We start from the raw sequence: 19025 nt of genomic DNA, 5'->3' as shown, positions 1-19025 counted from the left end.
CGGAAGGACCGCAGACCCATGAGCAAGCCCCTGAAGCAGATCCATCTGGCCGCCCACTTCCCAGGCGTCAACAACACCACCGTCTGGAGCGACCCCGAGGCCGGCAGCCACATCGAGTTCAGCTCCTTCGCCCACTTCGCGCGGACCGCCGAACGCGCCAGGTTCGACTTCCTGTTCCTCGCCGAAGGACTCAGGCTGCGCGAACAGGGCGGGAAAATCTACGACTTGGACGTCGTCGGCCGCCCCGACACCTTCACCGTCCTCGCCGCGCTCGCCGCCGTCACCGAGCACCTCGGCCTGACCGGCACCATCAACTCCACCTTCAACGAGCCCTACGAGGTCGCCCGTCAGTTCGCCAGCCTCGACCACCTCTCCGGCGGCCGCTCCGCCTGGAACGTCGTCACCTCCTGGGACGCCTTCACCGGCGAGAACTTCCGCCGCGGCGGCTTCCTCCCGCAGGAAGAGCGCTACTCCCGCGCCAAGGAGTTCCTCGCCACCGCGAACGAGCTCTTCGACTCCTGGCAGGACGACCAGATCCTCGCCGACCAGGCCACCGGCACCTTCCTGCGGGACGCCAAAGCCGGCTCCTTCGTCCACACCGGGCAACACTTCGACATCCACGGGCAGTTCAACGTCCCGCGCTCCCCGCAGGGCCGGCCGGTCGTCTTCCAGGCCGGCGACTCCGAGGAGGGCCGCGAGTTCGCCGCCTCCAGTGCCGACGCGATCTTCAGCCGGTACGCCACCCTCAAGGAGGGGCAGGCCTTCTACACGGACGTCAAGAACCGCCTCGCCAAGTACGGCCGCAGCCACGACCAGCTCAAGATCCTGCCCGCCGCGAGCTTCGTCCTCGGCGACACCGACGAAGAGGCCGAGGAGATCGCCAGGCACGTCCGCCGCCAGCAGGTCAGCGGCGCCACCGCCCTCAAGCACCTGGAGTTCGTCTGGAACCGGGACCTGTCCTCGTACGACCCGGACGGCCCGCTCCCCGACATCGATCCGGACCTCGGCGAGCACCACATCGCCCGCGGCCGCGCCCAGGTGCGCATGTACCGCGACCCGCTGGCCACCGCCCGCGAGTGGCGCGAGCTCGCCGCCGCCCACAACTGGTCGATCCGCGACCTGGTCATCGAGACCGGCAACCGCCAGAACTTCGTGGGCTCCGCGGCCACCGTGGCGAAGACCATCAACGACTTCGTCCAGTCCGACGCCAGTGACGGCTTCATCCTCGTCCCGCACATCACCCCGACCGGCCTCGACGTCTTCGCCGACCAGGTCGTCCCCCTGCTCCAGGAACAGGGCGTGTTCCGCACCGAGTACGAGGGCCCGACCCTGCGCCACCACCTGGGCCTCGCGCACCCGGACGGTCACTCCTTCCAGTCGAGCTGATGCTCGGGAGTCCCCACCGACCGTCCGTACGCGATCGCTTCGGCGCGGCCGGCCTCGTCGCCGAGGCGGTAGCGGAACACTGTCCCGGCGAAGGCGACCACCCGCTCGTCCCCGGCGGTGAAGTCGGCGTACCAGCCGTTCGCCGGCTCCAGCACGTCGGCGAGCGCGTCCGCGAGCCCGGCGACGTCATCAGCGTCGCTCTCCCACTCGACGAACGTCCACAGCCGCGGCTGCCCGTCGGTCGCGCTCGCCCCGACATCGACCCGGCTCACCTTGCGCAGCCGCAGTCCGTGCGGCTCGAACACGGCGCCGGGGCGGAGGCTCTCGCCGATGACGTATCCGGTGATCATGTGCCGTCTCCCTGGAGGTCGGTGTCCTGTGTGCGGATGACGCTACGACCCCATGGCTGACATCCTGTGTCAGTCATTCGGGCATACGGGCCTACGGGAGGAAGTGAGCGCCCGATGCGAGCGGACCGGCTGCTGTCGCTGCTGCTCTGCCTGCAGTCCCGCGGACAGATGACGGCCCGGCAACTGGCGGAGGAGCTGGAGGTGTCGGTCCGTACCGTCTACCGGGACCTGGAGGCGCTCGGCTCGGCCGGAGTGCCGGTGGTGGCGAGCGGCGGGCCCGGCGGCGGGTGCCGCCTCATGGACGGCTGGCGCAGTCCGCTGCTCGGGATCAGCGCCGAGGAGGCGACGGCCCTGCTGGCGGTCTCCACGGGCGGCCCCCTGGAGCGGATCGCGCTGGGCGACGCGCTGGCGCAGGCGAGGCTGAAACTGCTGGCGTCGCTGCCGGCGGGCGGGAGCACGCGCACACCGCGGCGAGCCGCTTCCACATCGACACCCAGGCATGGTTCAGACCGCCCGAACCGGTCCCGCACCTCGCCGTTCTCGTCGATGCCGTACGGCGGGACAGACGCCTGCGCCTGACCCACGCGCACCGTGACGGCCGGACCACGGCGAGGATCGTCGACCCACTGGGGCTCGTCGCGAAGGCGGGCGTCTGGTACGTGGTCGTGCGGTCGGACCGCGGAATCCGCGCCCACCGGGCGTCACGGATCGCGGCGGCGGAGCTGCTCCCCGATCCCTTCCCCCGCCCCGCCGACTTCGACCTCGCGGACCACTGGGCCCGCTGGACCGCCGACTTCGAGGCGAGCCTGGACCAACTCCCGGTCACCGTACGCCTCACGACCGAGGCCCTCGCCGCCCTGCCCGAGGTGCTCGGCGACACCACGTCCGCCGCCCGCGCGACCCCGGACCCGGAGCCCGGCTGGCACCGCCTGGTCCTCCACTTCGACTGCGCACGCGCCGCCTGCCGCCGCCTGCTGGGCTTCGGCCCCGACGCCGAGGTTCTCGAACCGTCGCAGGTCCGGGAGGAGTTGGCCGAGACCGCCCGCCGCACCGCCGCCCGCTACCAGCAGCCGGGCGGCTCCCTGCCATGATCGACGCCATGGCTCTTCGTATCGTCCCCGCAGAGGTCACGGATCTCCATCAGGTCCTGGAGGACCACGCCCGCTACTGGGGTGACCGTGACCTTCGTGCGCTCCATCTGACGGCGCTGGTGCGGGAGTTCGGGTCCACCTGTCTGGTCGCCCGCTCCGACGACGGCATCCGCGGCTACCTCATCGGCTTCGTCACACCCGACCGCACCGGGTACGTGCATCTCGTGGCCACCCGGGACGACGCACGCGGCACCGGCCTCGGCCGCCGTCTGTACGGGGAGTTCGTCGAGGCCGCGCGGCGACAGGGCGCGGTCCGCCTCAAGGCGATCACCTCGGTCACCAACAAGGGCTCCGTCGCCTTCCACGGCAGCCTCGGCTTCGACGCCCGCGTCGTGGAGGACTACGACGGCCCCGGCCGGCCTCGTGTCGTCTTCACCCGGGACCTGCCATCCGTACGGGATCCCGCGCTGCCTGCGGAGCTCGGCGGCTGACGGAAGTGGCGTGGGTCGGGGGGCAATGTCACCCTCCCCCGAAGGTGACATTGCCCCCCGACCGCTCCCCCGGCGCCGGACAGTGGTCCAGCCTCGCCCGTGTGCGGCCCGCATGTGCTGTCACCAGCACATGACCGCTGTTTCCCCCGAACCCCAGCTGGAGTACAGGCGCACACGGACGAAGTATCGGCGGCCCTTGACGAGACGGGCCTTGATCGTGGCGTTGCGCGGGGTGCCCCCGTCGTCCTCGCCGGTGAGATAACGGGGCTCCTGGTCCCGCTCCTCGAAGAGCACCACCAGGGCGTCGCTCTCCCCGAAGGTCCCCACGGTGTACTCGCGGGTCTCCGGCGGCTCGACGACGAAGTCGGCCTGCTCGCCCGGGGCGAGCCCGAGCGGCACCGAACGGAAGGGCACCAGCGCCGGCGCCGGCCGGGCCTCGGCCGACGGGTACCAGCGCAGGACGTACTCCTTGTCGGCGGCGGAGAGCGTGCCGGGCGGGTTGAGGCCCGCGCGGTACTGCTCAGGCTCCAGGATCAGCCCCGCCTCGAAGGGATACTCCATGATCGACTGCGGGTCCCAGACCGAGCCGTTCACCTCCCGCGAGTCCAGCTTCCGCAGGATGTTGAAGAACGTCCGGTCCCGGCTCCAGAAGTTCGGCGGGCCCGCCAGATCGGCGTAGACGGCCTCGTCGTCCCAGTGGATGCCGGCGAACGGGCTCTGGTGCTCGTGCAGCATGCCGAGCCCGTGCCCGATCTCGTGCAGGGCCGTACCGCGCTCCCCGGGCGCGGTCAGGTCCCAGCCGAAGTTCATGGTGCGCTCGTGCAGACCGACCTGGAGGGCGTCCTTGCCGACGGTCGACCAGGAGCCGTCGCCGAGCTGGAACCCGATCCGCAGCTCGGCCTCCGAGCGGTCGCCGACCTCGGTGAACGACACCCCGATGCCGAGGTCCTGCCACTCGCGGAAGCACTCGCGCACGACGTCCCGCTGATCCTTGGCGCCGACCCACGACACCCGCTTGGTCGCGCCGGATCCCGGCACGGGAATGACGGACCCGTCGGTGTCGTCGTCGAAGAAGTAGTAGTGCAGCACGGTCTGGTTGGCCCACATCCGGCCGCCCGCGATGAGCGCACTGTGCCGCTCGGCGGCCAGTCCCGGAGTGAAAGCCGGGGCGGGCTGCTGCGCGAGTGAGCAGTAGCGTGCGGTCATGGCGAACAGACTGCCCCGGGCCGCTCCGGGGCGCCTGAGTCGGGGGCTACTCAAGTCCCCCTGTATCAGGCGTGAGTATGGCGGCTCTTGCTGTCGTGACGATTTTCGAACGGGACGCGAAGACGCTGGAGCTGCCCTGGCCGTTCACCGGCCGGGAGGATGAACTCGACCTGGTCCGCGGGGCCCTGACCGCCGCCCGCCCCGGCATCGTGGTGACCGGTCCGGCGGGCAGCGGCAAGACCCGCCTCGCCACCGAGGCGGTCCGCGGCACCGACTGCGCCAAGGTCGCCGGGACGCCCGAGACCCGGCAGATCTCCTTCGCCGCGTTCGCGCACCTGCTCCCCGAGTCCGTCTCCCTGCACCGCGCCGTCCAACTCCTGTCCGGCACCCGGCTGCTGCTGGTCGACGACGCCCATCTGCTCGACGACGCCTCGGCCGCCCTGGTCCACCAGCTGGCCGTGCACGGCCGCACCCGCCTCCTCGTCGTCGCCACCGAGGGCGCCCCGGTGCCCGGCGCGATCTCCCGGCTGTGGACCGGGGAGCTGCTGCCGCGCCTCGCCCTGGAGCCGCTGCCGCGCGAGGAGACGACCCAGCTGCTCGCCGCGGGCGCCGGTGAGGGCCTGGAGCCGCTCACCGTCAATCGCCTGTACCGCCTGTGCCAGGGCGACCTGCGGCTGCTGCGCGACCTGCTGGGTGCCGTGCGCGGGCTGCTCGCTCCCGTACCGGGCTCCTCGGGCGAGTGGGCCTGGCGCGGCCCGGTGCCCATCACGGCGACCGTCCGCGAACGCACCGCGCACCTCCTGGACCGCACCGACCCCGACGAGCGCGAGACCCTCGAACGACTGGCCTTCGCCGAGCCCCTCCCGCTCCACCTCGACGACCTCGACCTGCGTCCCCTCGAACACCTGGAGGCCGATGGCCCGGTCCACGTCGACGACCACGGTGCCGTCCGCCTCGCCCACCCCCTGTACGGCCCGGTCCTGCGCGCGGCGGCCGGACGGCTGCGGGCCCGGCGGCTGTCCCGCACGCCGGACAGCTGCGGGGCCGCCCTGGCCGCCGAGTCCGCCGCGCTGACCAGGGGCATCGAGCGGGCGGACGTACGGGCGATCCCGGCACCGGTGGGGGAGTGGCTGCTGGACGAGGGCGCCTGGGTGCCGGCCGGATACGCGGCCGTCCGCGCGCGGTTCTCGCGGCTGCGGGGAGAACTGCGCGAGGCGGCGGCCTGGGCGAGGGAGGGCTTGCGGGGGCCCGGCGACCGGGTGTCCTGCCGCGACGAACTCGCCCTCGCCGTCGCCCAGTCGGGCGACGCGACGACCGCGCACGAGATCCTGGGTGGCCGCTCCCACGGGGGTGGGGCGGCCACCTGGCTGGCGGCGGCGGGCGGCGACCTCGACGGGGCCGTGGCGGCGATCACCGACGACGGGTACGACGCCGTCCGGCTCGGTGTCCCGGAGGCGGCCGGCGGCCCGCTGTCCGGCGTCTTCCGCGGGCACGCCGACGCGCTCGCCCGCGGCGACGGTCCCGCGCTGGACCGGGCGGCCCAGGAGCTGGAGGAGCGCGGCTTCCTGCTGTTCGCGGCCGAGGCGCACGCCCAGGCCGTACGCGCCCACCGCGAGCCGCGCGCCGCCCGCACCTCACGTACCCGTGCCGTCGCCCTCGCCCGCCGCTGCCAGGGCGCCCGCACCCCGGCGCTGTCCGGCCTGGTCCTCGGCGAACTGACCGCCAGGCAGCGGCAGATCGTCACGCTCGCCGCCGCCGGCCTGAGCAACCGGCAGATCGCCGAGAAGCTCACCCTGTCGATCCGTACCGTCGGCAATCACCTCTACAGCGCGTACGTCCGCCTCGGCGCGAGCGACCGCGGCGCGCTGCCGTGGCTCGTCGAACTGCCGCAGGCGCAGCCGGCCTGAGCCGCACCCACCGGACCGGCGGTCTGACCCCCGTCATCGGGGGAGGGGTCAGACCGCCACACGCACAGGACCAGACGGCCACATGCACAGGACCAGACGGCTACACGCACCGGATCAGGCGGCCACGCGCACAGGTTCAGGCCGCCCCGAACGCCGAGAAGGCCCACCCCGTCGCCTGGTGGGTCGCGTCACCCGGCACCGCGGCACGCGCGTCGCGCAGGGCCTCCGCCAGGGACAGCCCCGCGCTGAGCCCCTTGTGCAGGGCGAGCATCAGCGGCACCACCGCGGCGTCGTTGACGGGCGCACTGCACGCCACCACGCCCGCCGTGCCCAGCGGCAGCAGCGCGGTGACCAGGCCGAGCAGCTCGTCGGCGCCGACGGACGCGAACCGGGCGGTGTCGCAGCAGGACAGGATGATCCGGTACGGGCTGCGGTCCAGGCGTTCGAAGTCGTGGACGATGAGCGGACCGTCGGCCATCCGCAGCGACGAGAACAGGGGGCTGTCCGCGCGGAAGGTGCCGTGCGCGGCGATATGGGCCAGTGCCGAGCCGTCCAGCTCCTCCAACACCTTGGGAACACGGGCCTCCTCGTGCTCCAGCACGGTCGATCCGCCGTACCGGTCGGCCAGTTCGGGCACCTCGGCCCCGCCGGTCGCCAAGCCGGGCCCGCGGACCAGCACTTGGCGGCCGCCCGGCGGCGGTGCCGTGTTCCGGGCGCGCAGCCAGCTGCTCGCCGACGGCGACACGCTGAACACCCGCTCCTGCAGCGACGGCAGCAACGCCCACGGCACCCGGTGCAGCCGTCCCGGCGGCACCACCACGACCGGGCCCGTGCCCAGATGCGCGGCCGCCGGACCGAACAGCAGCTCCTCCAGGCGGCGCCCCGCGGCCTCCACCACCGGAAGCCGCGCCTCCGCCCCTGGGTGGGCCAGCCGCCGCAACCCGGCCTGCACATGCTCGGCCTCGGTCTCCGCCTCGGCCAGCAGCCCGGCCTCGAACCGCCGCACCCGCCCCCGCCCGCACAGCAGCACCTGCACCCGCCCGTCGAGCACGGCCAACTCCACGAGCCGTACGTCGTCCCCCAGGCGTTCCAGCAGCCGGGCGGGGTCGAACCGGGCGCCGTCGCCCGGTGCGTCGCCCCGGATGTGCAGGGTCCTGGAGCGGATCTCCCGCTCCAGCCGCCGCTGTTCACGCTCCAGTGCGGGAACCGGACGGCCCTCCATCCGGGCGGCCTCGGCGCGGGCGGCGATCTCCCGGAAGGCGGTCATGCCGCTGAGCAGGGCGGGATCGGCCGGGGGCCGGGTCGGCGGCGCGGACAGGACGGTGGCCCGCCAGCGTTCGCTCCACACCAGCAGCCGCCGCGGGCCGCCCGAGTCGAGACTGGCCTGCTGGGCCAGCGCGGCGAGTTCCGCGCCCTGCGCGGTGGCCCGGGCCCGCAGCTCCGAGGCGCCGAGCGTCGTCCGGTGGTCGTCCAGCACGTCGAGACCGTGCCGGCAGGCCTCCAGGACACCCCGGCTCGAACCGGCGGCCCGGGCCCACAGCGCCTGTGCCGCCCAGCCCGTCATCCGCGCCAGCGGCGGACCGCTGTGCCTGCTGCGGGCGGCGACCGTCAAGTGCCGTTCGGCGTCGGCCGTCCAGCCGAGGCCGAGAGCGATCCGCCCGGCGAGCAGCGAGGCCTCCGGAGCGGCCGGCGCGCCGAAGGAGGCCAGCCGGTCGGCCACCGCGGCGGCGTCCGCGACCAGCCGCCCCGAGCCGCGCCCGGCGGCGACCCGCGCCTCGATCAGCACCAGCCGGGCGTGCGTCTCCCACCAGGTACGCCGCTGCCCGGCGAACAGCCGTACGGCCATGTCCGCGCGCGCGATCGCCGTATGCGGATCACCGGCCGACCGGGCCGCCCGCGCGGCGGCCAGCAGCAGCTCGGCCTTGCGGGTGGACTGCCCGCCGATGCCGTCCAGGACCGCGATCGCCGCGTCCGCCTCGGCCAGCGCCTCCGGGGCGAGCCCGGCCGCCATCAGGACCTCGCAGCGCCGGATGTTGAGCATGAAGGTCGGCGTGCCGAGTTTGGCGTACCGCTCCTCGGCCTCGTCGAGCAGCCGCAGCGCCGCCGGGATGTCGCCCGACCGGAACGCGGCAAGTCCCCGGCTCTCCACCGCGTCCGCCTTGTCGTGCTCCTGGCCGGTGGTGTCCCACAGCGCCTCGGCGGCGGTGAAGTCGGCCTCCGCGCGGTCCACCGCGCCGAGCGCGAGATGCACCGTCGCGCGCAGGGTCAGCGCGCGCGCCGTCCAGATGACGTCGTCCGCCTGCCGCAGTACGGGGACCGACCGGCGTACGTCCTCCAGCGCCTCCCTGTGATGCCCCAGCACCCACGAGGCGTAGGCCCGCCGGAACAGGACCCGCGCGCGGGTGTGCCCGCTGCTCACCGCGACACCCCGCTCCAGCGCCTTCAGGCCCTCCCGGGTACGGCCCGCGTGCACCAGGGCCACACCGAGGGCGGCCAGGACGTCCGCCTCCCGGTCGGGAGACTCCGCGCGCACCGCCAGATCGCGGGCCAGGCGCAGATGGTGCAGCGCGATTCTGAGATCGCCCCAGTCCCGCTGCCAGATCCCGATCACCTGGTGGGCGACAGAGGCACACCACGGAGACGGGTCTGAGTCGAGCACGGCCCGCGCCCGTGCGAGAGCCTCGTTCGGTGCGGCGAACACCATCGGCAGCAGTTCGAGAACCGAGTCGCTTCCCGCTGTCACTCCATGGATGGTAGTGGTCCCGGTTGCATGCCACACGAGTTTGGTGCTGTATCAAGCAGCGCGGTGGCGGCTCTGACTGACGAACCGCCGCCTCAACGGGAGGACATGCCATGGCACCACAGCGTTTCCGCGAGCAGTTCGACCAGATCCAACGCTCCATGCCCGACGTTCCGCTGGCCCTGGGCCCGGACGACTCGGCCGAGTTCGTCTACGAGAAGGGCGTGATCCTCGCCCGCGACGGCGAGGAGGCACGGCTCGTCGAGGACAGCGTGCGCGCCCACTTCACGGAGGCGCCCGACCTGACCCCCGACCACGTGCGGCGGGCCAGCCCCGAGACCAACCGCTCGGGCATCACCCGTATCCGGGTCGGCGACCCCGGCCAGGGCGACCGGCGCGGCGACCCGGCCGTCGCCAACGCCCTGCGCGCCCTGCGCGCGCCCGAGGGACGCGCCGGACGCCGGCTGGTCAGCCGCAACCACGTGGTGTCGATCGCGGTCAACTCCTGCCCCGGCGACGAACCCGTGCCCGCCCCGCGCGCGCAGGGCACCAACCCGGCCCCGGCCGAGGCGGTTCACGACCCGGACACCGCCGTCGGCGTCCTCGTCATCGACAACGGCCTCACGCACGACTACCCGGCGGCGGGTTCCCTGCTCGCCCACGTCCAGGGCGACCTGCACGGCACCGAGACCGACAGCCAGGGCAACCTCCTGCAGTACATCGGCCACGGCACCTTCATCGCGGGCCTGGTCGCGGCCGTCGCCCCCAACACCGACATCACCGTGCTGAGCAGCCTCACCGACGCCGGCGCCATCCTGGAGTCGGAGTTCGGCGAGCGGCTCTTCGACGCCGTCGAACAGCACGGCTGGCCCGACATCATCAGCCTCTCCGCCGGCACCTCCAACGGCCGCACCGACGGCCTGCTCGGCATCGACGCCTTCATGACGGAACTCCGTCAGCAGCGCACCCTGCTGGTCGCGGCGGCCGGCAACAACGCCAGCGCCACGCCCTTCTGGCCCGCCGCCTACGCCTCGCTGCCCGACTACCACGACGCCGTCCTGTCGGTCGGCGCGCTGCGCGGCGACGGCGAGCACGGCGCCTGCTTCAGCAACCACGGCGCCTGGGTGAACGCCTACGCCCCCGGCGAGCGCCTCACCAGCCCCCTCACCGGCTTCGACGCACCCGTCCCGTACGTGTACCAGCACTCCACGTACGACGACTGCCGCTACGGCTTCACCTACGCCTGCACCTGTCAGTCCCCGCAGCACGCCGGTGTGTTGAGCGAGGAGGGCGACACGGTCACGCCGGACCAGGTGACGTTCGAGGGGCTCGCGCAGTGGAGCGGCACCTCCTTCGCCACCCCGGTCGTCGCGGGCCTGATCGCCGCCCACATGACCGCCCACAAGGAGACCGACCCCCGCGTCGCCCGGCAGCAACTGCTCGCCTCCAACACCGAGTTCGCGGAGGTGCGCGGGGCGCACGTGCCGGCGCTGCGGCCGGCCACCTGGCGGCCGGTCCCGGGCGGGCAGCCCCCGGCGGGCGCATGACGGCCGGAACGGCCCACTCCACGGCGTACGATGACTTGCCGTACACGAGGGGTGGGACCGTGGACCGTGCAGAGGTCGGCGCGCTCGTCCAGTCCGCCGTCGACGGCGACGCGGCGGCCTGGAAGGCGCTGGTGGAAGGGCTGAGCCCGCTGGTGTGGTCCGTGGTGCGCGCACATCGGTTGTCCGACGCCGACGCGCACGAGGTGTACCAGACCGTGTGGTTCCGCTTCGCCCAGCATCTGGGCCGGATCCGCGAACCGGAGAAGGCGGGTTCCTGGCTGGCCAGCACCGCGCGGCACGAGTGCCTGAAGGTGCTCAAGAGCTTAAGGCGGCTGATGCCGACGGACGACCCGCAGGTCCTGGACCGGATCAGTGAGGACCGTACGCCGGAGCAGTCGTTCCTCGATTCGGAGGAAGCCGCCGCCGAGACCGAGCGGATCCGGCGGGTGTGGCAGGAGTTCGAGGAACTCGGCGACCGGTGCCGGCAGTTGCTGCGGGTGCTGATGGCCTCGCCGCCGCCGAGCTACCAGGAGGTGTCCGGCGCGCTGGGGATCGCGGTGGGCAGTATCGGGCCGTTGCGCCAGCGCTGTCTGCGCCGCCTGCGGGCCCGACTCGACGCACGGGGAGCGTTGTGAACGACATGAACGACATGAACGACATGAGTGATCTGAACGACCTCGGCGACGAGGAGTTCGGCGACGGATCGGACGCCGGGGACGCCGGGTTCGACGACAGCCTCCTGGACGATCTGCGCCTGGCCGCCGGCATCCTGGACCCGGTGCCGGCCGAGCTGCGCCAACTCGCCGTCGAGGCCTACGCGTTACACGACCTCGACGCCCGGCTCGCCGAGCTGACCTTCGACTCGCTGGTCGACGCGATCCCGGTCAGAGGAGCGACGGATCCGCCGCGGATGCTGACCTTCCACACCGGTGACGTGACGGTCGACGTCGAGGTGACGGCACAGGGCCTCATGGGGCAGGTACTGCCCCCGCAGCCGGCCAACATCGAGGTGCTCAGCGGACCCCGCACCGGCGCCTCGCTCACGGCCGACGACATGGGGCGCTTCACCTCCGACGTGGCCCCCGCCGGGCCCTTCGCACTGCGGCTGCGGGCCGGCGGGGAGGTGGTGGTCACGGAGTGGCTGCGGGCCTGAGCCGACGGCCCCTTCGCACCACGGGACGAGCAAGGCCCGCGGATCATCGCCTTCCGGCGCCGGACGACCTGGCCGGCGGTGACCGCGAGCCCGCACCCCGGGCATCCGGTCGAGCAGTGTGCCGACCAGCAGCCCGGCCTGCAGCCGGGCGACGACGGCGCCGGTGCGGGAGCGGAGCAGAGGGCCCTTACCCAAGAGGTTCCACGAGGACGCATCGAACTCCGTCCCCTCCAGACCGAGTCGACCGGCCCTGTACCGGCGGCGGCACCTGCCCGGTCGGCGCCGAGCTCTCCTGGGTCGTGCCCCACCCTCACCACTGCCCGTCCGCCTTTTGTGCCGGGGTGGTTCAGGTGGTGAGCCGGTCAGGGCGTCGAGGAGGCGGGCCGGGGCGGGTGCGTGACGGGTCAGTCGGGGGGCAGCGGGGTTGCCCGGCTCGCTGATGGAGGTGTCTCGTCGGATCTCTACCATCAGCCGCCTGTCTGTCCGTCTGCCTTTTGTGCCGGGGTGGTTCAGGTGGTGAGCCGGTCAGGGCGTCGAGGAGGCGGGCCGGGGCGGGTGCGTGACGGGTCAGTCGGGGGGGCAGCGGGGTTGCCCGGCTCGCTGATGGAGGTGTCTCGGCGGATCTCTACCATCAGCCGCCTGTCTGTCCGTCTGCCTTTTGTGCCGGGGTAGTTCAGGGGGGTCAGCCGGTCAGGGCGTCGACGAGGTTGGCCAGGGCGGACGTAAGGCGCGTCAGTCCAGGGTCGGCCGGGCCGCCCGGCTCGCTCATGTAGGTGTCCCGGCGGATCTCCACCATCAGCGCGCTCACCCTCCGCTCCGTCCCGTAGAACTCCAGCGGCACGTACGCCCCGCCGAACGGGCTGTCGAGCCCGATCTCCCCGCACTCCGCGAACGCCTCCCGTGCGGTGGCGAGCAGTTCGGGTGGCGTGTGGAAGGAGTCGGTGCCCAGACAGACCGGCGGCCGCGGCCCTTCGCCGTGCAGCTCGTAGGGCAGCGCGCGGGTGGGATAGGAGTGCACATCGATGATCACGGCCCGTCCGGCGGCCGCGAGCCGCTCGGCCACGGCCGCCGTCATCGCCCGTGCGTACGGCCGGAAGTACCGCGCGATCAACGGCTCCGGGTCGGTGTCCGCGGGCCGCAGCGGTGCCCGATGGGTCGTCCGCGTGTATACGGCGCCCATCCCCACGGCGAGCATCTCCTCCCGCTCGTCCGGGAACCGTTCCGGGTCCACGACCAGCCGCGAGAGCCGGTTGACGAACCGCCAGGGAACCATCGCGGACAACTGGGAGGCCTCGGCGGCGATCTCCGCGGTGTGCGCGTCGGTGATGTGGTCGAGCTCCCGCTCCAGCCCCGCGTCGTCCAGCACGATCCCCGCCCGCACCGCAGGCGGTATCTCCCGCGCCGAGTGCGGCACATGAAGGATCACCGGGGAGTCCGCCGCGCCGGGCAGCAGCTCGAAGGACGGTGCGGCGGAGGTCATGAGGCGGCTCCCGGAGGGCGTTGTCAGTGGCGTGGTGCACGATCAAGGTGCCACATCGGAACGTCGAGGAAGGGCGGGGCGCAGCATGCCCGTCAGCAACCAGCAGGTGACCGCACACCCGTTTCTCAAGGGGCTCTACCGGGACGACTACTACCCCGACCACGTGGTGGACCGGGGCAGGGAGATCCTGCTGCGGCTGTGCGAGCGCGTCGAGACCGAGCGGCCCGCCGACCTGGAGGCGCTGTACGCCCTGACCCAGGCGGCCACCGAGGAGTTCAACGACCTGCAGGCCGCCTTCGAGGAGGCCGACAGCGACATCGAGACCGTGGCCCGCGAGGAGATAGCCGAGGACTTCTGGTTCGTGGCACAGGCCTACGGCTTCGCGGACGCGGACGTGGAGGAGCTGATCGCCACCCGGGACTGGTGAGACACGGCTCCGCCCCGGCCGGGCGGCTGCCGGCCGGGGCGGAGTCACGTACGGGCCTGTCCTGGGCCGTCGCGTCAGCTCAGGGACGCGAGCGCCTCGTTCCACGTGGTGGACGGGCGCATGACCGCGGCGGCCTTGGCCGGGTCGGGCTGGTAGTAGCCGCCGATGTCGGCCGGCTTGCCCTGGACGGCGTTCAGCTCGTCGATGATCTTCTGCTCGTTCGCCGCGAGGGTCTCGGCGAGCGCGGCGAAGGCCTTCGCCAGGTCGGCGTCGTCGGTCTGCTTGGCCAGCTCCTGCGCCCAGTACAGGGACAGGAAGAAGTGGCTGCCGCGGTTGTCGATGCCGCCGACGCGACGGGTCGGCGACTTGTCCTCGTTGAGGAAGGTCGCCGTGGCGCGGTCGAGGGTGTCGGCGAGGACCTTGGCGCGGGAGTTGCCCGTGAAGTCGGCGTACTGCTCCAGGGACGGGACCAGCGCGAAGAACTCACCCAGGGAGTCCCAGCGCAGGTAGTTCTCCTTGACCAGCTGCTGGACGTGCTTCGGCGCGGAGCCGCCGGCGCCCGTCTCGAACAGGCCGCCGCCCGCCATCAGCGGGACGACCGACAGCATCTTGGCGCTGGTGCCCAGCTCCAGGATCGGGAACAGGTCGGTGAGGTAGTCGCGCAGCACGTTGCCGGTGACCGAGATGGTGTCCTCGCCGCGGCGGATCCGCTCCACCGACAGCTTGGTCGCCTCGACCGGGTTCAGGATCCGGATGTCCAGACCCTCGGTGTCGTGCTCCGTGAGGTACGCGTTGACCTTGGCGATCAGGTTGGCGTCGTGGGCGCGCGTCTCGTCCAGCCAGAACACCGCCGGGTTGCCGGTGGCGCGGGCGCGGGTGACGGCCAGCTTCACCCAGTCCCTGATCGGGGCGTCCTTGGTCTGGCAGGCGCGGAAGATGTCACCGGCGGAGACCGTCTGCTCGATCACGACGTTGCCGGCCTGGTCGACGAGGCGGACCGTGCCGGTGGTGGGGATCTCGAAGGTCTTGTCGTGGCTGCCGTACTCCTCGGCCTTCTGCGCCATGAGGCCGACGTTCGGGACCGAGCCCATCGTCGACGGGTCGTAGGCGCCGTTGGCGCGGCAGTCGTCGATCACGGCCTGGTACACGCCGGAGTAGCTGGAGTCCGGCAGGACCGCGAGGGTGTCGGCCTCCTGGCCGTCCGGGCCCCACATGTGGCCGGAGGTGCGGATCATGGCCGGCATCGAGGCGTCGACGATCACGTCGGACGGCACGTGCAGGTTGGAGATGCCCTTGTCGGAGTCGACCATGGCCAGTGCCGGGCCCTCGGCGAGCTCGGCGTCGAAGGAGGCCTTGATCTCGGCGCCCTCGGGCAGGCCCTCCAGGCCCTTGTAGATGCCGCCCAGACCGTCGTTCGGGGTCAGGCCGGCCGCGGCGAGGGCCTCGCCGTACTTCGCGAACGTCTTCGGGAAGAAGGCACGCACCACGTGACCGAAGACGATCGGGTCGGAGACCTTCATCATCGTGGCCTTGAGGTGCACGGAGAACAGCACGCCCTCCGCCTTGGCCCGGGCGATCTGCGCGGTGAGGAACTCGCGCAGCGGCGCGACGTGCATGACGGACGCGTCGACGACCTCGTCCTTGAGGACCGGTACCGACTCGCGCAGGACCGTGGTGGAGCCGTCGTCGCCGACCAGCTCGATCTTCAGGGAGCCCGCCTCGGAGATCACGGCGGACTTCTCGGTGGAGCGGAAGTCGTCGACGCCCATGGTCGCCACGTTCGTCTTGGACTCGGCGGACCAGGCGCCCATGCGGTGCGGGTGGTTCTTGGCGTAGTTCTTGACCGACGCGGGGGCGCGGCGGTCGGAGTTGCCCTCACGCAGGACCGGGTTGACCGCGGAGCCCTTGACCTTGTCGTAGCGGGCCTGGATGTCCCGCTCCTCGTCGGTCTTCGGGTCGTCCGGGTAGGCCGGCAGCGCGTAGCCCTGGCTCTGCAGCTCGGCGATCGCGGCCTTGAGCTGCGGGATCGACGCCGAGATGTTCGGCAGCTTGATGATGTTGGCCTCGGGCTTCTTGGCCAGCTCGCCGAGCTCCGCGAGGGCGTCCGCGATGCGCTGACCCTCCTCCAGGTACTCCGGGAACAGCGCGATGATGCGCCCGGCCAGGGAGATGTCGCGGGTTTCGACGGCGACACCCGCCTGCGAGGCGTACGCCTGGACCACCGGCAGGAAGGAATACGTCGCCAGGGCCGGGGCCTCGTCAGTGTGCGTATAGATGATGGTCGAGTCAGTCACCGGGTGCTCCGCTCCACGTCTGCAACATTGCTCGACATCAAGATATCTCCTGATCGACCTCGGCTCGACAGGGGTCCGCACAGTCGTGCGGTCCCGTGAGAAATATCCGCTCCCAGGCAACCGATGCTTCCGATCATGCGGTCATGGAGGGTGATCACCCACGATCACCCATCGGATGCGGCGGCCGGACCTGACCACCCGGCTGCCCGAGCGAAAGCTGACCATGAGATATCGCACCAGAGTGACGGCCCCGGCCACCGCCCTGATCGGCACGGCCGCGGCCCTGACCACGGCACCCTTGGCCCACGCGGCCCCGAAGGAGACCGGCACCCCGGGCCCCGAGACCCTCGGCGACCCCGTCTTCCCGAGCCTCGGCAACGACGGCTACCGCGCCTTGGCCTACCACCTCGACCTGGCCTACGACGCGACGACGCAGCTCGTCGACGCGACGGCGACCCTGCGGATCCACACCACCCAGGCCCTGACCCGCCTCTCCCTCGACGCCCTCGGCCTGGACATACGCACGGTCCGTGTCGCCGGCCGCCCGGCCACGTACGAGCAGGTGGAGGAGAAGCTGCGGATCACGCCGGCGCGCCCGCTGCCGGCGAACGCGCCCGTCACCGTCTGCGTGGAGTACACGGCCGACCCGCGCCGGGAGCTGGCGCACACCGCCTGGGTCGCCACCCCGGACGGCTTCGCGGTGTGCCCCCAGCCGAACTCCGCGCACACCGTCTTCCCCTGCAACGACCACCCGGCGGACAAGGCCGGCTTCACCTTCCGCCTCACCGTGCCCAGCGGCCTGCGTGGCGTCGCCACGGGCGCGCTCGTGCGCACCGAGAGCCTCGACGGCGGCCGGACCGCGTACACCTACCGGTCCCGCTCGCCGATCGCCACCGAGCTGGTGCAGATCACCGTCGGCGACTACGTGATCAAGGACCGGCAGGGCCCGCACGGGCTGCCGCTCCGGGACGTCGTCCCGGTCGCCCGCGCCGCCGCCCTGGAGCCCGCGCTCGCGCTCACTCCCCGGCTCGTCGAGTGGGTCGAGCAGCGGCTCGGGGCATACCCCTTCGAGACGTACGGGCTTCTGCCCTGCAACACCGACGACCCGGCCGCCTTCGACTTCACGGGCCTGGAGACCCAGACGCTCACCCTGTACAAGCCGAACTACCTGCTCCAGGAGGAGTCGCGGATCGGCTCGCACATGATGCACGAGCTGGTCCACTCCTACTTCGGCAACAGCGTCAGCCCCGCGACCTGGGCCGACCTGTGGATGAACGAGGGTCACGCCGACTTCTACGGACTGCTGTACCGCTACGAGCGCGGCTGGGCCGACTCACTGGGCCTGACCACCATGGAAGCCCGGATGAAGGACACGTACGCGCGCGGCGACCAGTGGCGCAGGACCTCCGGCCCGGTCGCGTCGCCCAACGCGGCGAACCTCTTCGACAGTCAGCGCTACCTGGGCGGCGTCCTGGTCCTCTACGCGCTCCGGCAGGCCGTCGGTGAGGACGTCTTCCACGCCGTCGAGCGGACCTTCCTGGAGCGGTACCGCAACTCGTCCGCGTCCACGGAGGACTACATCGCCGTCGCCTCGGAGGTCTCCGGGCAGGACCAGTCCGGCTTCCTGCGGGACTGGCTGTACGGCACGAAGACCCCGCGCATGCCCGGCCACCCGGACTGGACGGTCACGCCGGTGAGCTCGTCGCTGCGGCAGCCGGAGAGCCGGACGGGCGGGCACTACCACGACAACTCGGCCACCCTGTAAGGGATCGGCCGAGGTAAGGGATCAGCCGAACCAGGCGATCAGTCGAGCCAGGCGATCAGTCGAGCCGGGCGGAGGGGACTTCGCCCGGCTCGGTTCCGATCTCCGCGCCGCGCTGCTGCGGGATCACCACCGCGCCCTGCTGCAACGCCACCGTCCGCGTCGGCGCCGGGATGCGGATGCCCTCGGCGCGGTAGCGCTTGTGCAGGCGCTTGATGAACTCGTGCTTGATCCGGTACTGGTCGCTGAACTCGCCGACGCCCAGGATCACCGTGAAGCCGATCCGGGAGTCGCCGAAGGTGTGGAAACGGACCAGCGGCTCGTGGTCGGGGAGCGCGCCGGTGATCTCTGTCATCACCTCGGCGACGACCTCGATGGTCACCCGCTCGACCTGCTCCAGGTCGCTGTCGTAGGCGACGCCCGCCTGCACCAGGATGGTCAACTGCTGCTCGGGACGCATGAAGTTGGTCATGTTCGTCTTCGCGAGCTCCCCGTTGGGGATGACGACCAGGTTGTTGGAGAGCGAGCGGACGGTCGTCTGCCGCCAGTTGATGTCCTCGACGTAGCCCTCCTCGCCGCTGCTCAGCCGGATGTAGTCGCCGGGCTGGACGGTCTTGGAGGCGAGGATGTGGATGCCCGCGAAGAGGTTGGCGAGGGTGTCCTGGAGGGCCAGGGCGACCGCCAGACCGCCGACGCCCAGGGCGGTGAGCATCGGCGCTATGGAGATGCCCAGCGTCTGGAGCACCACCAGGAAGCCGATCGCCAGGATCAGTACCCGGGTGATGTTGACGAAGATCGTGGCCGATCCGGCGACGCCGGGGCGGGACTGGGTGACCGACCGCATCAGGCCGGCGACGACCCGGGCCACGGCCACCGTCACGACGAAGATCAGCAGGACGGTCAGGACCTGGTTGACGTTGTGCTGGACCGTCGCGGTCAGCGGCAGTGCCGCCGCCGCGGAGGCCGCGCCGCCCGCGACCGCGGCCCACGGGACCGCGGTCCGCAGCGCGTCCACGATGACGTCGTCGCCGCTCCAGCGGGTGCGGTCGGCGTGCTTGCCCAGCCAGCGCAGCAGCATCCGCAGCAGGAACGCCGCCAGCAGGCCCGCGATCACCGCGATGCCGGCGATCACCAGGTCGTCCATGGTGAGGTCCCGCTTCACCGGTCACCTCCGCAGAGCAGTCCTGCGGC

General features: G+C 72.1%; 16 protein-coding genes and 1 pseudogene. 11 read left to right on the top strand and 6 right to left on the bottom strand.

Features of this window, described 5'->3' with window-relative positions; genetic code table 11:
* The first annotated feature begins 18 nt into the window (after window positions 1-18).
* Window positions 19-1386, top strand: a complete 1368-nt coding sequence (locus OG252_RS09125) for an NtaA/DmoA family FMN-dependent monooxygenase (RefSeq protein ID WP_329335112.1) — start codon at window positions 19-21, stop codon at window positions 1384-1386.
* Here the strand turns inward: OG252_RS09125 and OG252_RS09120 are convergent.
* Complete coding sequence (locus OG252_RS09120; RefSeq protein ID WP_329335110.1) at window positions 1365-1736, bottom strand: hypothetical protein; 372 nt, start codon at window positions 1734-1736, stop codon at window positions 1365-1367. The two genes, OG252_RS09125 and OG252_RS09120, sit on opposite strands and share 22 nt — an antisense overlap.
* Window positions 1737-1850: 114 nt before the next feature.
* Between OG252_RS09120 and OG252_RS09115 the strand changes: the two genes are divergently transcribed.
* The 4 genes and pseudogenes from OG252_RS09115 (at window position 1851) to OG252_RS09105 (ending at window position 3318) form a co-directional block, all read left to right on the top strand.
* Window positions 1851-2315 carry a helix-turn-helix transcriptional regulator gene (locus OG252_RS09115; RefSeq protein WP_329335108.1) on the top strand — a complete coding sequence of 155 codons (465 nt, stop codon included), beginning with the start codon at window positions 1851-1853 and terminating at the stop codon, window positions 2313-2315.
* A pseudogene (locus OG252_RS52295) lies at window positions 2306-2398 on the top strand (WYL domain-containing protein); the annotation flags it as partial. The gene OG252_RS09115 and the pseudogene OG252_RS52295, both read left to right, overlap by 10 nt.
* Before the next feature lie 3 nt (window positions 2399-2401).
* Window positions 2402-2827, top strand: coding sequence for a helix-turn-helix transcriptional regulator (locus OG252_RS09110; RefSeq protein ID WP_443068486.1), 426 nt, complete (start codon window positions 2402-2404; stop codon window positions 2825-2827).
* An 8-nt stretch (window positions 2828-2835) separates the two neighbouring features.
* A complete protein-coding gene (locus OG252_RS09105; RefSeq protein WP_266450684.1) occupies window positions 2836-3318 on the top strand; it encodes a GNAT family N-acetyltransferase in 483 nt (160 codons plus the stop codon).
* A 120-nt stretch (window positions 3319-3438) separates the two neighbouring features.
* On the opposite strand, the gene absR1 is transcribed toward OG252_RS09105, so the two are convergent.
* Entirely contained in the window at window positions 3439-4524 is a 1086-nt protein-coding gene (absR1, locus tag OG252_RS09100) for a beta-glucuronidase AbsR1 (RefSeq protein ID WP_329335105.1), read from the bottom strand.
* Window positions 4525-4619: 95 nt separating this feature from the next.
* Between absR1 and OG252_RS09095 the strand changes: the two genes are divergently transcribed.
* The gene (locus tag OG252_RS09095; protein ID WP_329335104.1) at window positions 4620-6431 is read left to right on the top strand and encodes a LuxR family transcriptional regulator AbsR2; all 1812 of its coding nucleotides are present in this window, start codon (window positions 4620-4622) and stop codon (window positions 6429-6431) included.
* Between the two features lie 136 nt (window positions 6432-6567).
* Here OG252_RS09095 and OG252_RS09090 read toward each other — a convergent pair whose 3' ends face one another.
* On the bottom strand, window positions 6568-9135 hold the full coding sequence (locus OG252_RS09090; RefSeq protein ID WP_266453074.1) for a CHAT domain-containing protein: 2568 nt from the start codon (window positions 9133-9135) through the stop codon (window positions 6568-6570).
* 149 nt (window positions 9136-9284) lie between these two features.
* Here OG252_RS09090 and OG252_RS09085 point away from each other — a divergent pair, with 149 nt between their 5' ends.
* Genes OG252_RS09085 through OG252_RS09075 form a run of 3 tightly spaced genes read left to right on the top strand, consistent with a single transcriptional unit; the run spans window position 9285 to window position 11871 of the window.
* Window positions 9285-10718, top strand: a complete 1434-nt coding sequence (locus OG252_RS09085; protein WP_266450689.1) for a S8/S53 family peptidase — start codon at window positions 9285-9287, stop codon at window positions 10716-10718.
* Window positions 10715-11353, top strand: coding sequence for an RNA polymerase sigma factor (locus OG252_RS09080; RefSeq protein WP_266450691.1), 639 nt, complete (start codon window positions 10715-10717; stop codon window positions 11351-11353). The genes OG252_RS09085 and OG252_RS09080 overlap by 4 nt, the downstream gene beginning before the upstream one ends.
* 14 nt (window positions 11354-11367) lie before the next feature.
* Window positions 11368-11871: a hypothetical protein gene (locus OG252_RS09075; RefSeq protein WP_406499187.1), complete on the top strand. Its 504-nt coding sequence runs from the start codon at window positions 11368-11370 to the stop codon at window positions 11869-11871.
* A 682-nt stretch (window positions 11872-12553) separates the two neighbouring features.
* Here the strand turns inward: OG252_RS09075 and OG252_RS09070 are convergent.
* The gene (locus OG252_RS09070) at window positions 12554-13351 is read right to left on the bottom strand and encodes an N-formylglutamate amidohydrolase (RefSeq protein WP_329335099.1); all 798 of its coding nucleotides are present in this window, start codon (window positions 13349-13351) and stop codon (window positions 12554-12556) included.
* Between the two features lie 85 nt (window positions 13352-13436).
* On the opposite strand from OG252_RS09070, the gene OG252_RS09065 reads away from it, so the two are divergent.
* Window positions 13437-13778: a DUF5713 family protein gene (locus OG252_RS09065; RefSeq protein WP_329335097.1), complete on the top strand. Its 342-nt coding sequence runs from the start codon at window positions 13437-13439 to the stop codon at window positions 13776-13778.
* Between the two features lie 74 nt (window positions 13779-13852).
* On the opposite strand, the gene OG252_RS09060 is transcribed toward OG252_RS09065, so the two are convergent.
* Window positions 13853-16072, bottom strand: a complete 2220-nt coding sequence (locus OG252_RS09060) for an NADP-dependent isocitrate dehydrogenase (protein ID WP_329335095.1) — start codon at window positions 16070-16072, stop codon at window positions 13853-13855.
* Between the two features lie 223 nt (window positions 16073-16295).
* On the opposite strand from OG252_RS09060, the gene OG252_RS09055 reads away from it, so the two are divergent.
* Window positions 16296-17837, top strand: a complete 1542-nt coding sequence (locus tag OG252_RS09055; protein ID WP_266453078.1) for a M1 family metallopeptidase — start codon at window positions 16296-16298, stop codon at window positions 17835-17837.
* Window positions 17838-17892: 55 nt separating this feature from the next.
* Here OG252_RS09055 and OG252_RS09050 read toward each other — a convergent pair whose 3' ends face one another.
* Entirely contained in the window at window positions 17893-18996 is a 1104-nt protein-coding gene (locus tag OG252_RS09050) for a mechanosensitive ion channel family protein (RefSeq protein WP_329335093.1), read from the bottom strand.
* Window positions 18997-19025: the final 29 nt, after the last annotated feature.

Origin of the sequence: Streptomyces sp. NBC_01352, assembly GCF_036237295.1 — a bacterium.
Classification (GTDB): Bacteria; Actinomycetota; Actinomycetes; order Streptomycetales; family Streptomycetaceae; genus Streptomyces; species Streptomyces plumbiresistens.
Note: the sequence above shows the minus strand (reverse complement) of the source record. Positions and strands in the feature narration are given on the sequence as shown.